The following is a 13,189-nucleotide window of genomic DNA, read 5'->3' as shown; positions in this document are numbered from 1 at the left end:
GTAAGACAATGAGAAAACGATATGATAAAGAATTTAAAATACACGCAGCAAAATTAGTCGTCCAAACTGGAAAAGCTGTCGCACAAGTAGCTAGAGAATTAGATGTAGCCGAACAAACGCTTCACAACTGGGTCAAAAAATATAAAGAAAGTGAAGACGGTTCAAACTTTATTGGCTGTGGGAACAGCGCGCCAGAAGACAAAGCAGTGAAAGACCTTCAAAACAAATTGCGTGATCTTGAAGAGGAAAACGCAATTTAAAAAAAGGCTATGGGCATCTTCGCCAAAGTCCAGAAGTAATTTATGATTTCATAGAATAGCACCGACACGAGTTTAGTGTTGTGAAGGTGTGCCAAGTTTTAGGTGTTTCCAAAAGTAGCTATTACCATTGGCGTAAGCGTGAAAAAAGTAACCAACAACTGTGCTGTGAAGAGTTAACCCGCCAAATAAAAGAGGTTTATATTAATTCACGCTCTATTTATGGCAGTCCTAAAATTACGAAAAAATTAAATCAAAAAAGAATAAATGTTTCTCAGAAAACAGTAACCCGAATTATGAAAGCGGAGGGAATTCGCTCAAAAAAGGTCAAGAAATATAAAGCGATAACGAATTCCAAACATTCCTTTCCGATTTATCCAAATTTACTGAATCAAAAATTTCAAGTGGACACTCCTGGAAAGGTTTGGGTCGGCGATATTACGTATATCCGCACGAATGAAGGCTGGCTATATTTAGCGACCATTATGGATTTATATTCGCGAAGAATACTAGGTTGGCATATGAGCCATCGAATGACAAAAGAGCTAGTCATCGTTGCGCTAAAGCGAGCGATTGGTAGACAAAAACCAACAGAAGGACTGATTCATCATTCAGATCGTACCAGCCAGTATGCGTCACATGAATACCGAGGAATTCTGCGTGAACACAACATGATTACGAGCATGAGCCGCAAAGGAAACTGTTACGATAAGGCCAGCAAGCGAAGCGCGTTAGCTTCAAATTAAATATTTTGGAATATCTCAATTTAATTTGTCCAATTTCTTAACATAGTATCAGTTCTCTCTTCCCAGTTGATTGTCATCTAATATCAATGATAATTTTTGATTATCCCTTGACTCATATAAAAAATATTTATATAATGAATTTGAAGAGTGCATAACAATATGAACGGCAATCGTATGATAGTCTATGAAGGTTTTTTCAATACTAATTAATCAAAAGGGAGGAGGCTGTAGTATTCTTAAATGTTTTTTTTTTGACTATCTGTCATTGAAAAGTCTCGAATTTGATTCGAGTATTTTTTTAAAGTAACTTGTAAACCATTGAACTATCCTCTAGAGTGGCATTCAGTTAATCAAAATAATTTATAAAGGAGTAAAACATATGAAGTTTATTAATAAATCAAGTCTTATCTTTACAGTATTATTATTAATGCTAGCCGTGTTGATGTCAGTAATACCTTCTCAATCTGTCGATGCTAAAGTGTTTGAAGGGATTGGACAAGGAAAGCATGGGGATGTAAAAGTAGAAGTGACGGTTGAAGATGAAAAGATTCAATCGATTGAGGTGCTTGATAGTCAGGAGAATGAAGTGCTCGCTGAACCGGTGTATCAATCACTAAGTGACGCCATTATTGAGAATAATTCTGTAGAAGTGGATGTTGTATCAGGATCAACAGCGACAAGTGAAGGATTTTTACAAGCTGTGCAAGATGCGATCGAAAAGTCAGGTATCTCACTTACTACAATAGAAAAAGGTAATACTGAAGAGTCGAGAGAAATTGAAGAAGAAACTTATGATATTGTCATTATTGGAGCTGGTGGTGCAGGACTAAGTGCATCTATTGAAGCAGCTGAAGCTGGGAAGTCAGTCTTGTTACTAGAAAAAATGCCTGCAGTAGGAGGTAATACTCTTATTAGTGGGGGCGAAATGAATGCACCGGGTAATTGGGTTCAAGAGAAATTAGGTATTTCTGAAAAGGATAGTGTTGAATTATATTATCAGGATACATTTGAAGGTGGGAATGAAAAGGGAGACCCTGAAATTATTCAAGTTTTAGCTGAAAATGCTTTAGCTTCTGCGGAGTGGCTGAAAGACCATGTAGGGGTAGAATTTTATGAAGATCAGCTTTTCCAATTCGGAGGACACAGTGTTGAGCGTGCATTAATTCCTCTTGGGCACACTGGTCAGGAGTTAGTAATAAAATTAAAGAATAAGGCTGATGAGGTAGGTGTGGCTACTTATCTTGATACTAAAGCTACAAAACTGATCCAAGACGAAAATAATAAAGTCGTTGGTGTTGAAGCAACTCATAATAATGGAACGGATTATAAATTCCATGCTAATGATGGTGTAATTATAACAAGTGGAGGTTTTGGTGCGAATGTTGAAATGCGTGAAGAAGCCAATTCTGAATATGGCGAGGAATATTTAAGTACAGTTTCAGTCGGATCAACCGGGGATGGGTTAACAATGGCAGAAGAAGTTGGAGCTGCTCTAACCAATATGGAAAATATTCAAACATACCCGGTCTCTAACCCTGAAACAGGTATGATTTCATTACTCGCTGATACTCGATTTGATGGAGCTATTCTTATAAATCAGGAAGGTCAACGGTTTGTTGAAGAATTAGAACGTAGAGATGTGATTTCTAAAGCTATCTTAGATCAAACCGGTTCTTACGCCTACCAATTATGGAATGATGAGCTAGACCAAATTTCTCAATCTAAAGAGCTTCATGAGGCAGAATACAATGAGTTGTTAGAGTCAGAACTACTTGTTGTAGGTGATTCAATTGAAGAAGTAGCAGAACATTTTGATATTGATTCAGAAGCGCTTAAACAGACCGTAGAAAAGGTAAATCAATATGCTGAGGATGGCAAAGATCCAGATTTCAATCATCGTTCAGGACTTCACTCGTTAGAAAAGGGTAAATATTATCTGATGAAATGTAAACCGTCTGTACATCATACAATGGGTGGAGTAGTTATTAATACACAAGCTCAAGTATTAGATACAGAGGGGAATGTCATCGAAGGGCTTTATGCTGCAGGTGAAGCAACAGGCGTTGTGCATGGTGAGAATCGCTTAGGTGGCAATGCTATCTCAGATGTAATTACTTTCGGGCGTATTGCTGGGCAAGAAATTGCGAAATAATTGAAGTAGAAATATAAAAGAGAAATAACAATTGAAAGCAGGGAATCCGTTACTGATAGTAACGGATTTCCTGCTTATTTATTATTTAATTACTATACAAAATTTTGTTCATTAGCTAATTACAGAAATCTAACCCCATTTTCTACAATACTTATAATCTGGTCTGATTTTATGCATCAACAAAATTCCCTTTGCTTATTCCCCCTAAAAAGTTATTATTAATTACAAATATCTTTTTGAAAGTAAGTGTTTATATGCAGTATAGAGATATAAGTATTGAGCAGTTTGATGTTAGTCTAAATATGGGACACGTTAAATTGGGAGTTTAATGTATACTAAACATACACCAATTGAACGGATGGAGTGTAAGACAATGAGAAAACAACATAATAAAGAATTTAAAATACACGCAGCAAAGTTAGTCGTCCAAACTGGAAAAGCTGTCGCGCAAGTAGCTAGAGAATTAGATGTAGCCGAACAAACGCTTCACAACTGGGTCAAAAAATTTAAAGAAAGTGAAGACGGTTCAAACTTTATCGGCAGTGGGAACAGCGCACCAGAAGACAAAGCAGTGAAAGACCTTCAAAAGAAATTGCGTGATCTTGAAGAGGAAAACGCAATTTTAAAAAAGGGTATGGACTTCTTCGCCAAAGACCAGAAGTAATTTATGACTTCATAGAACAGCACCAACACGAGTTTAGTGTTGTGAAGGTGTGCCAAGTTTTAGGTGTCTCCAAAAGTGGCTATTACCATTGGCGTAAGCGTGAAAAAAGTAACCAACGACTGTGCTGTGAAGAGTTATCCCGCATGATTAAGAAATTTGAACATAATTATGATATGTTGTCTAATTCTCAAAAATATGCTCTAGGGATGTCAATTAATTTATTAATATCATCTATTCAGCTATTAATTAACCCTTTATTGGGCTTACAATCCAATGTGCCACCAGAGTATTTTAGAAAGTTTGTCTTACTTGAGGAAGCGAATAATTTTGGAGGCTTAAGTATAGATGAGATATATAGTCATCAAGACTTAATCATTTACTTAGCGAATCTTCTCTATGATATTAATCTCTACGAGCAAGATGTAAAAGTCTTCTGGAAGAATCTGATAAGTAATAAAGAAAATCAGGAGAATTTTAATATTAGTAAAAGTATTGATGGTAATAAGTTGATGGCTGTTGTAACCTCTCTTATTACATCGGCGAAGATTGAAAATAGTCAAAAAGACTAAAAATAGTTAAGGCTTATTGCCGTTTAATTTGTTATAATAAATTGACTGTTATTACAAGTTAAACACGATAAACTAATTATTGGAGGTAGCGATATGGATGATAAAAAGTTGACGGAAGAAGAAAAAGTTTTGAAAGATGAGTCAACTGTTGGGGATAACAAGGAACGAAGTAATTCTTCACCAAAGTGGTTGAATGCATTTAAGTCGTTGAATCTTTTTTCTCTTACTGCATTAGTGATTGGTGTACTTGTTCTTCTATTGGGTATAGGAGTTTATGCTATAACAAGTGGTGATGAAGAAGAAGGCCCAACTATTGATAGTAATTTAATACAACATCAGATTGAAACGGTATCAGAGTTGACTACGACTAAATATCATTACACTAATGCTGGCGCATTCGAGGACCAGAACACATTTTACGGTTGGAACGTTCCTTTCACTAAGAAGAATTTTATCTTAACGTATTCAGGTATTATCCATGCTGGGATTGACATGGAAGCTGTGAATGTTGATGTGAGAGATGCAGAAATTTACATTGATATCCCGGATTCTCAAATTCTGTCTCATGAACTAGATGAAGTATCTATCAAAGTGTTGGACGAAGAGAACTCAATCTTCAACCCAATTAAGATTGAAGACTATCAAGCCTTCGCTATTGAGCAAGAGAAAGTGGTTGAAGAACAAGCCACTGCTAACGGCCTATTAGAAGAAGCTAACAAACAAGCCCAACAAGCGATTATGACAGTCTTGAAAATTAACCCAGAGATTGAGGATGGAAATTACACAATCGTTTTCCAATAGATATTAAAAATACAACCAGTTTTCTACAGTAATGTAGGAAGCTGGTTTTTGTTTTTCCTAAAAACACCCATCATTGTCATAATATTAAAGCGGAGTATAATAACTAGTTATAGAACGAAGGGAGGAGAATTACGATGAAAAAAATTAATCAATACTTTCATGGTGGTTGTGATTTTAATCAGCGTCATCTTCCCTACCGCAATCAGTGCAAAAGTCACAGAAGAGATCTTAGGCTACAAAATACTCGCCGAGAGTCAGAACAAAAGCGAGCTTATTACTGTCAAGGATTTCAGTGTGATTGATGGCGATACGACTGATTTTATCTTGGATCGAGCAGAGGAACCATCTATAAAAGCACGATTCTTGCTCATTGATGCGTCAGAGATGCAGAATAAACCTTACGCAAAAGAGGCGAAGAATAGGGTGCGCGACTTGCTCAAAGAGGCTGTCCTCATACAAATCGAGTATGAAGGGCAACCAAAGATAAGTATCAAAGGGATCTAGTCCATATCTGGGTTGATGGCATCTTGCTTCAAAAGATTCTTGTCACTGAGGCTTAGCTATCGCTCGCTATATCAATGGCTACCTCCCTAACAGTAAGTATGTCCAAGCAATCTACCAAGCCCAAGACTACGCTGCTAAGAATAAGTTGAAATTATGGAGTACGGGTGATTCAGAATACCTGTCGAAAGCAGAAGGATTAAGTGTTCCTTATGAAGGTGAAGGAGCTAGTGGTAATAGTAGTCCGGCTGGTTTTGTGGGGGAAGACGCTGGTGTGAGTGAAGATGTATATTTTCGTTTGTCAATTTAAACTAGAAATAATTTAACCCAGACACATTCTCAAGAAAGACCTCCAACGGGGTCTTATAATTTAAAGACTTTCTAGGAATCTTATTCCTACGAATGGCGACCGAAGAAATAAACGCTTGGTTCACTTCATTGAAGTCCATTTGTTTAGGTAATCCATCTTTACGCAAGAGCCCATTCGAATGTTCGTTGAGGCCACGTTGAGAGGGACAGCCCGGATCTGCAAAGAAAACAGAAATATCCTGATGATTGCTTAAACTTTTCCAGTTGGAAAATTCCTTGCCACAGTCAAACGTTATCGACTTAAAAAGATTCTTGGGTAGCTGTTTAAACCAGTTGGTCAAGGTGACCTCGATGTCTTCGGCCTTCCGGCCGGGTGTCTTTAAAGCAATGATTAACTTAGACGCTCTTTCCGCAAAGGTGATCACGGCACTCTTATGGTTTTTACCGATGATGGTATCACCTTCTAAATGTCCAAATTCTTTGTGGTAAGAAGGATAAGCTTGTTTATTGATGAACTTAATAGTGACCTCAAGTCAAGTCATCGCAGAGCGCCTAGGGGAAGAGAAAAAGAGATAGTAAAATCCTGGCTCAACAAACAGGTGCAAAACACTGAAGTGTAGCCGTATTTCCCGCATTTCACACAATGACTTAATGTTGACCCTTAGAAAAGTGATTTAATAACTTTTCTAAGAGTTTTTACTCGAGGCTCTATTTAGCGAGGAACAGAGTCTCGTGAAGCACAACGAGACGTTATTAAACTCGACAATATTAAGTCGCCAGCTGTGATGGCATAGATTCATCCACTTACAGGGCAATCACAAGTTTAATATTTTTGTGAATTCTAGTCATAAACTTTCGCCAAGCCTTGACCTATGTCAAGAGCAATAGGATTAGTATGTGCTATAATGGGGGTATCAAATAAGTAAAGGAGAATGTGGGATGACGGATTATCAACAACTTTATGAGACAAGTGCAGTGAATACGGGTGGTCGTGATGGAGTGAGTTACTTAGCGGATGGGACGTATGAGGTGAAGATTACGACACCTAAAGATATGGGTGGTTCGGGTGAAGGTCAGAATCCTGAGCAGTTATTCGCCTTAGGTTACGGTGCGTGTTTCCACGGAGCTTTAGAATTGGTGAAGGGTAAGCATAAGGTTAAGAATGCGTCGCAAGTTCTTCATACAGTACGTCTTTACAAGAAGCCGGATGCGGCGGATTTTAAGTTAGAAGTTGAGATTCAAGTGGGAATTCAAGACTTTGATCGCGAAGAGACGCAGAAGTTAGCGGATGAGGCACATACTGTATGCCCTTATTCTAAGGCTGTTGCTGGGAATATCGATGTCTTCGTTAAAGCAGTAGATTATGATGCGAGCCAAGAAAAATAATTAGTATTAGATTAAATGAGCCAGGGCGAATATGTTCTGGCTTTTTTTATTTTTATGCAAAAAAGAGTAAAAGTCGGTAGCTTTGCCTTATAATGAGAGGAGATAAATCATTAGTGAGAGGATGAGTATATGGATTTTTCCAATTATCATTATTGTATAAGCACGATTCCCCTGTTCCAAACATTGACACGTGATCAGATTGAGAAGATTCAAGCTCAGATTCAAGTTAAGAAGTTTAAGGCAGGGCAATATTTATACCAAGCGGGTGATGATTCAGATACGTTGTATCTACTTCAGAAGGGTCTTGTGCAAATATATCGCTTATCTGCGTCGGGAAAGGAGCAGTATATTCGTCAATTAGAAGCGGGCGACTTCATTGGAGAATCCGGATTGTTCAGCCACCGGCAAATAAACCGCTATGTCAAGGCGGAGGAGCCAACAACGGTCTGCAGTATTCAGCGCGATGTCTTCAAAGATGTCTTGCTTCAAAATCCAGAGATTGCTATAGAATTACTGGAAGAGTTATCCAACCGCCTGAACGAATCCGAACAGCAAACCACTTGGATAACTTCAGAAAGCACGTCCCACCGCCTAGCGGCTTACTTGTTAGAAGCATACAACCAACAAGAAAGCTTATCAATTGAGATCCCTTCAACCAAAAAACAACTCGCATCCTTCCTAGGAATGTCTCCAGAAAGCTTCAGCAGAAGTTTGACGAAGTTGACCAAGGCAGGGATAGTCCGCCAACCCAAACCGAATGTGATTGAGATATTGGAATTGGGGAGGTTGGAGGAGTGATGGGGGAACTACGATATATGATTTGAAGTTATCGAAAAATGGAGTATAAAGTTCTTTTCAATTATTATTTGCTAGCTAAGATTAAATACACCGTAGATTGTAAAATTAAGCTAGACAGATAAAAAAGTCATTTATGATACACTCAAACTATACTTCCACCACGAAGAATAGGAGTGATCATAAATGACCTACTCCCATCTTACCACGGATGAATTAGTAATGATAGAATCTTATTATCATCAAAATATTTCTGTTGCGATGATTGCTGAACGCTTAAGGCGTTCACGTCAGCCCATTTATAACGTTATTAATTTGTTGAAACAAGGTAACTCAGCAATTGATTACTACAAACGCTATAAAGTATATAAAAAGCGTTGCGGTAGACATAAAATCATTTTCGTAAATTTCAAGTTTAAGTTAGCCACTACAGGTAACTCATTTGCTTGGTACCGTAACTGCCTTGTTATTCTAAATCAGTGACCCTCTGATATTGAACTGAGGGATGGTAGTCTTCCGACCAGTCTGGCCTCAGGCCATCTTTCCAGACATGAAGCCATGCCGAGGTCAAGTAATGATAGGTCAAGCCCCCAATCGTTCTTGCTTGAATGCTTGAACAAATGTGTCATGTGGTGTTGCATAACCCAAAATTTTCCGCGGGTAATCGTTCATCCAACGCTGGATCCGCAAAATCTGGTTCTCGCTCACCTCACTAATCGGGCTTCCCTTGGGAACGAAACGGCGAATTAATTTGTGCTGGTTTTCGCTCGTCCCACGCTCCCAAGAAGCATAGGGGTGGCTGAAATAGATGTCAGCTACATCTTGCAGAGCATCGTGTAGCCCCGAAAACTCCGAGCCATTGTCGGAGGTCACGGTCTTAAATAATTGATCGAAGTTAGCGCCAGCCCGTTCTCTTAGCTGTTGAACCGCTTGGTCCACCGATTCGGTGTCCTTCCCGTTCAACTTTAGGATGACTTCAAAGCTTGTCTGCCGTTCAGCCAGCGTCAGCAGCACGGCATCCGACTTGGTCTTGTTTCCCACGACCGTGTCGATTTCCTAATGACCGAATGTTTCCTGGGTTTCAACTTCTTTAGGGCGTTCTTCAATTGACGTCCCGAGAACACGCTTGTTGGATCGGTGTCCTGGGCGGCCCGCTTTGATTTTACGGGACAGTTTTTCAAGCAAGTCCATGTTCTTTGTTCGCATGATTCCGCGGTCAATCCATTGATAAAGAGCGGTTGTTCCAGGAATGATGGCACAATCGAACAGCGTGTGTTTTCTGGCAAATCCGACCACGACGTCCGGCGACCATTTTTCATTTAACATTTTGTCATCTGCCCAGTCAATGAAGGTATTTGTGTTCGCCCATTTGGGGCGTCTGCCACAGTTCAGTCGTTGCTTTTCATAGAAGGCCTGTCCTGCATCAGCGTCATAAACAGAATAGTAGGTGTCATACACTTTTCCATTTTGCGTTTGGCGTTTTAACTGGGTGATGGTTCCGCGATCAATCTCATTGTTTATGGTTTGCGGAACACGTCCCAGCACTTTGGCAACCTGACGGTTGGAATAGTCTTCCTTTTTCAGGATAGCGATTTGGCAACGTTCTGAGTAGGAAAGGTGTTTTCCCTTGCGTGAAACTGTGTTATCATGGGTTTGCGTCATGTGAATTCATCCTTGTCTATTGAGAGTTGTGGTAACTTCAATATAACATCGAATTCACGTGGCGTTTTTTTTATTTTAAATGGCTAAGTTCATTATAAAATCCGCCAAAATACTTTGAATCTCCATAGTAGTTAATATAATATATATTGGAACCGAAAAGCGATGGCAGAGTTGAAGACGGCTCATCTGTGTATCAAGAACAGAAATATGACGAGAAGAAACATTTCGTTACTCGATGAGAAGAATGGGAATTGTAACAAAAACAGATAAAGTCGACAACAATATTTTCAACTATCTTATTTAATAAGTAACTAAAAAGCCAGACTCAATTATTCATTGAGCTGGCTAAATTTATTTTAACTAAATAATGTTATTTACAAGCTAATGAATATTAGCTTATAATTGAGTTGGCTAATGAACATTAGCATAAGGGGGTATGGAATGAAGACGAAGGAGAAAATTTTAAGAGAATCATTAAAACTATTTGCTATGAAGGGTTTCAATGAAATATCACTAAATGAATTAGCAGAAAATGTAGGGATAAAGGCACCAAGCCTTTATAAGCATTATAAAAGTAAACAAGATATTTTTAGTCACTGCATAGAATATTTTAGATGCCAGTTAGAAGAAAAAAGAGAAAATTTGTCTTTACCAAAAAACGGAGAAAATTCTAAAGTATATGCTGATAAAAGTAGGGAAGAAATTATAAATATAGCAATAGATTTATTCAAGTATCATTTATTGGATCCAGTCGCTTCAAACTTCAGGAAGATGCTATTAAAAGACCGATATAACAATCAAGAAATTGATGATTTATATATGGAAATATTCATTAAATCTCCTATTGAATATCAAAAAATAGTTTTTCAATACCTAATGGACAATGATTATTTTATAAAAGATGATGTTCAAACAATGGCCATAAATTTTTATACTCCAATATTTTTTCTAATTCAGAAATATGATACAAATATCGAGTCCATTAATGAAGGAGAGAAAGAACTATCAGAAATAATGAACGATTTTTGTGATAGATATGAGGTAAAGAAATGAAAGTGGTATTTAAATTCATATTGCTTATCACATTATTTTATTTATTGTTTATGAAGATTAACATGGATAATTCATTGGAACAAGCGAATAAAAACTTAGAGAAATATGAGCCTAAGATTGCAAATTTATCGTACGGAAAAATGGAATATTTAGATAAGGGTGAGGGTGAGATAATCCTTTCTAATCATGGTTTATTTGGAGGATTTGATCAGGGGTATGAAAATATAGCTAATTTATCAAACAATCTGAGAATAATCGCGCCCTCAAGATTTGGATACTTAAATAGTGATATAAAGGGTGATGGGACTCCTAAAGAACAAGCAAAAGCATACGTTGAACTTTTAGACTATTTAAATATAGATAAAGTCTTTATTATGGGAGCTTCAGCTGGAGGAACGCTAGCAATTAGATTTGCCTTAGATTATCCAGAAAGATGTAAGGGACTGATTTTATATTCATCGGCAATGCCTGAAAAGTCAAAAGTTGAAAAAGTGAATTATAAACAGGGGCCACCAGATGTATTAGTTAATAACTATCCTATGTACTTATTAAGTCCATTATTCAATAAATTTATGGGAATGGACAAAGATATTATTAAATCGATGTTGCCAATTGATAAGAAAAAAATCGGCATAAAATTAGATAGCGAGGTCAATAATCCAGATATGGCAGCCAATTTTGATGATTATAATATTGAATCACTAAAGGTACCTGTCTTGATAATGCAAGCTGAAGATGACAAACTAACGGATGTAAATAAAATGGTGAATGTATCAAGCAGATTTCCAAATCTTACTATGAAAATATTTAAAAGTGGCGGTCATATGTTGAGGGGGAATGATGCAGAAGTAAGAAAAACAGTTAATGTATTTATAGAAAATAATAAGTAATTTTATAAGAGGAGATTATTTTTTATTCTCTAAGATCCAATGACCGTTATGAATTCAAAAGTAACAAATAAATCCATACAATATTTATAGCAACGGTTGATGGTAAAAAATTAAGTTTATGAATATTTCGTTTGTCAATTTAAGCTAGAAATAATTTAACCCAGACACATTCTCAAGAAAGACCTCCAACGGGGTCTTATAATTTAAAGACTTTCTAGGAATCTTATTCCTACGAATGGCGACCGAAGAAATAAACGCTTGGTTCACTTCATTGAAGTCCATTTGTTTAGGTAATCCATCTTTACGCAAGAGCCCATTCGAATGTTCGTTGAGGCAACGTTGAGAGGGACAGCCCGGATCTGCAAAGAAAACAGAAATATCCTGTTAATTGCTTAAACTTTTCCAGTTGGAAAATTCCTTGCCACAGTCAAACGTTATCGACTTAAAAAGATTCTTGGGTAGCTGTTTAAACCAGTTGGTCAAGGTGACCTCGATGTCTTCGGCCTTCCGGCCGGGTGTCTTTAAAGCAATGATTAACTTAGACGCTCTTTCCGCAAAGGTGATCACGGCACTCTTATGGTTTTTACCGATGATGGTATCACCTTCTAAATGACCAAATTCATTGTGGTAAGAAGGATAAGCTTGTTTTCGGTCATCAAGCGTTCTTCTGTCCCCTTGTTTCCCGCGCGTTTCTTTATGGCCATTCGGTTTTCGTTTTCCTTGCATGGGTAACGTCGTTATATCAAAGAGCGTACTATCTTTAAATCGTTTATAGAGGGTACGCATAGAACAGCCAAGATCTACTTCACCTCGACCAATGATCACATCGGGTGTCCAACCCTCAGCCACTCGGTGCTTAACGTATTGAGACTGTTCACTTGTCAATGTTTTTTTCTTGGCGCCGCATTTCGATTTATTCTGTGTATAACGTTCCAAGTAGTCATGAACCGTTCCACCTTCTTTTAGGAAGTTGACAACATTATAGATCGGTTGATTGGATCGTCCCAGTTTCTTCGCAATTTCATAGGCTTTATAGCCAATATCATAATAAGTTTCTATCCACCCGAGTTCTTTCATGGTAAGATGTGTGTAGGCCATTTGTGGTCACTCCTCTAATTTTCGTGGTTGGAAATTTGATTTGAGTGTACCGCAGATGGTTTATTTATTTTTCTAGCTTAATTTTACAATTCAAGTACAATAAAAAGTATAGAGGAGGTAGAAAGATTAATTGAGCTTGTTATGAAGGGCGATATAACTTTTAAATAGGCACTGAAGCTCGTCGATTCGTTTGAGAGAGAGCCGGGTAGGTCTGATGGAGCAGTTGAATGAATGGAGAATTCGGATGGAGCTAAAAAATGGAAAAAATGGCTTCGTGGTAGGTGACAAGGGCCATACATATCAAAA

General features: G+C 37.7%; 13 protein-coding genes and 4 pseudogenes. 13 read left to right on the top strand and 4 right to left on the bottom strand.

Translation table 11 applies throughout. The features are described from left to right. The first annotated feature begins 8 nt into the window (after positions 1 to 8). The 8 genes and pseudogenes from ACEN31_RS03385 (at position 9) to ACEN31_RS03350 (ending at position 6,000) form a co-directional block, all read left to right on the top strand. A complete protein-coding gene (locus ACEN31_RS03385) occupies positions 9 to 260 on the top strand; it encodes a transposase (protein ID WP_407094995.1) in 252 nt (83 codons plus the stop codon). A 71-nt stretch (positions 261 to 331) separates the two neighbouring features. Next, positions 332 to 1,003 (top strand): annotated as a pseudogene (locus ACEN31_RS03380) (IS3 family transposase); the annotation flags it as partial. A gap of 379 nt (positions 1,004 to 1,382) precedes the next feature. Then, positions 1,383 to 3,155 carry a flavocytochrome c gene (locus ACEN31_RS03375; RefSeq protein WP_407094206.1) on the top strand — a complete coding sequence of 591 codons (1,773 nt, stop codon included), beginning with the start codon at positions 1,383 to 1,385 and terminating at the stop codon, positions 3,153 to 3,155. Positions 3,156 to 3,528: 373 nt separating this feature from the next. Next, on the top strand, positions 3,529 to 3,819 hold the full coding sequence (locus ACEN31_RS03370) for a transposase (RefSeq protein WP_171031380.1): 291 nt from the start codon (positions 3,529 to 3,531) through the stop codon (positions 3,817 to 3,819). Positions 3,820 to 3,962: 143 nt separating this feature from the next. Beyond that, the gene (locus ACEN31_RS03365; RefSeq protein WP_407108623.1) at positions 3,963 to 4,388 is read left to right on the top strand and encodes a hypothetical protein; all 426 of its coding nucleotides are present in this window, start codon (positions 3,963 to 3,965) and stop codon (positions 4,386 to 4,388) included. A 93-nt stretch (positions 4,389 to 4,481) separates the two neighbouring features. Further along, the gene (locus ACEN31_RS03360) at positions 4,482 to 5,189 is read left to right on the top strand and encodes a DUF4230 domain-containing protein (RefSeq protein WP_407090520.1); all 708 of its coding nucleotides are present in this window, start codon (positions 4,482 to 4,484) and stop codon (positions 5,187 to 5,189) included. A 159-nt stretch (positions 5,190 to 5,348) separates the two neighbouring features. After that, positions 5,349 to 5,693 (top strand): hypothetical protein, encoded by a 345-nt coding sequence (locus tag ACEN31_RS03355; protein WP_407090519.1) that lies wholly within the window; start codon positions 5,349 to 5,351, stop codon positions 5,691 to 5,693. Between the two features lie 145 nt (positions 5,694 to 5,838). After that, entirely contained in the window at positions 5,839 to 6,000 is a 162-nt protein-coding gene (locus ACEN31_RS03350) for a hypothetical protein (protein WP_407094210.1), read from the top strand. A 1-nt stretch (position 6,001) separates the two neighbouring features. On the opposite strand, the pseudogene ACEN31_RS03345 reads toward ACEN31_RS03350, so the two are convergent. After that, positions 6,002 to 6,481, bottom strand: a pseudogene (locus tag ACEN31_RS03345) (IS30 family transposase); the annotation flags it as partial. Between the two features lie 457 nt (positions 6,482 to 6,938). Between ACEN31_RS03345 and ACEN31_RS03340 the strand changes: the two are divergent. From ACEN31_RS03340 to ACEN31_RS03330, 3 genes and pseudogenes are all read left to right on the top strand, one after another. Further along, positions 6,939 to 7,385 (top strand): organic hydroperoxide resistance protein, encoded by a 447-nt coding sequence (locus tag ACEN31_RS03340; RefSeq protein ID WP_138405375.1) that lies wholly within the window; start codon positions 6,939 to 6,941, stop codon positions 7,383 to 7,385. 129 nt (positions 7,386 to 7,514) lie between these two features. After that, positions 7,515 to 8,183 (top strand): Crp/Fnr family transcriptional regulator, encoded by a 669-nt coding sequence (locus ACEN31_RS03335; RefSeq protein WP_138405376.1) that lies wholly within the window; start codon positions 7,515 to 7,517, stop codon positions 8,181 to 8,183. A gap of 183 nt (positions 8,184 to 8,366) precedes the next feature. Then, positions 8,367 to 8,579, top strand: a pseudogene (locus ACEN31_RS03330) (helix-turn-helix domain-containing protein); the annotation flags it as partial. 183 nt (positions 8,580 to 8,762) lie between these two features. Here ACEN31_RS03330 and ACEN31_RS03325 read toward each other — a convergent pair. Both ACEN31_RS03325 and ACEN31_RS03320 read right to left on the bottom strand, forming a co-directional pair. Continuing rightward, entirely contained in the window at positions 8,763 to 9,233 is a 471-nt protein-coding gene (locus ACEN31_RS03325; protein WP_407108647.1) for an IS30 family transposase, read from the bottom strand. Between the two features lie 3 nt (positions 9,234 to 9,236). Continuing rightward, complete coding sequence (locus ACEN31_RS03320; RefSeq protein ID WP_407108622.1) at positions 9,237 to 9,842, bottom strand: transposase; 606 nt, start codon at positions 9,840 to 9,842, stop codon at positions 9,237 to 9,239. A gap of 441 nt (positions 9,843 to 10,283) precedes the next feature. Here ACEN31_RS03320 and ACEN31_RS03315 point away from each other — a divergent pair, with 441 nt between their 5' ends. Both ACEN31_RS03315 and ACEN31_RS03310 read left to right on the top strand, forming a co-directional pair. Continuing rightward, the gene (locus ACEN31_RS03315; RefSeq protein ID WP_407108621.1) at positions 10,284 to 10,895 is read left to right on the top strand and encodes a TetR/AcrR family transcriptional regulator; all 612 of its coding nucleotides are present in this window, start codon (positions 10,284 to 10,286) and stop codon (positions 10,893 to 10,895) included. Continuing rightward, the gene (locus ACEN31_RS03310) at positions 10,892 to 11,785 is read left to right on the top strand and encodes an alpha/beta fold hydrolase (RefSeq protein ID WP_407108620.1); all 894 of its coding nucleotides are present in this window, start codon (positions 10,892 to 10,894) and stop codon (positions 11,783 to 11,785) included. Before ACEN31_RS03315 ends, ACEN31_RS03310 begins: the two co-directional genes overlap by 4 nt. Before the next feature lie 144 nt (positions 11,786 to 11,929). Here ACEN31_RS03310 and ACEN31_RS03305 read toward each other — a convergent pair. Beyond that, positions 11,930 to 12,883: pseudogene (locus ACEN31_RS03305) on the bottom strand (IS30 family transposase). Between the last annotated feature and the right edge of the window lie 306 nt (positions 12,884 to 13,189).

It is taken from the genome of Ruoffia sp. FAM 26255 (assembly GCF_045528525.1).
Classification (GTDB): domain Bacteria; phylum Bacillota; class Bacilli; order Lactobacillales; family Aerococcaceae; genus Ruoffia; species Ruoffia tabacinasalis.
The sequence above is the reverse complement of the archived record's forward strand: the minus strand, read 5'-3'. Positions and strand labels throughout refer to the sequence as shown.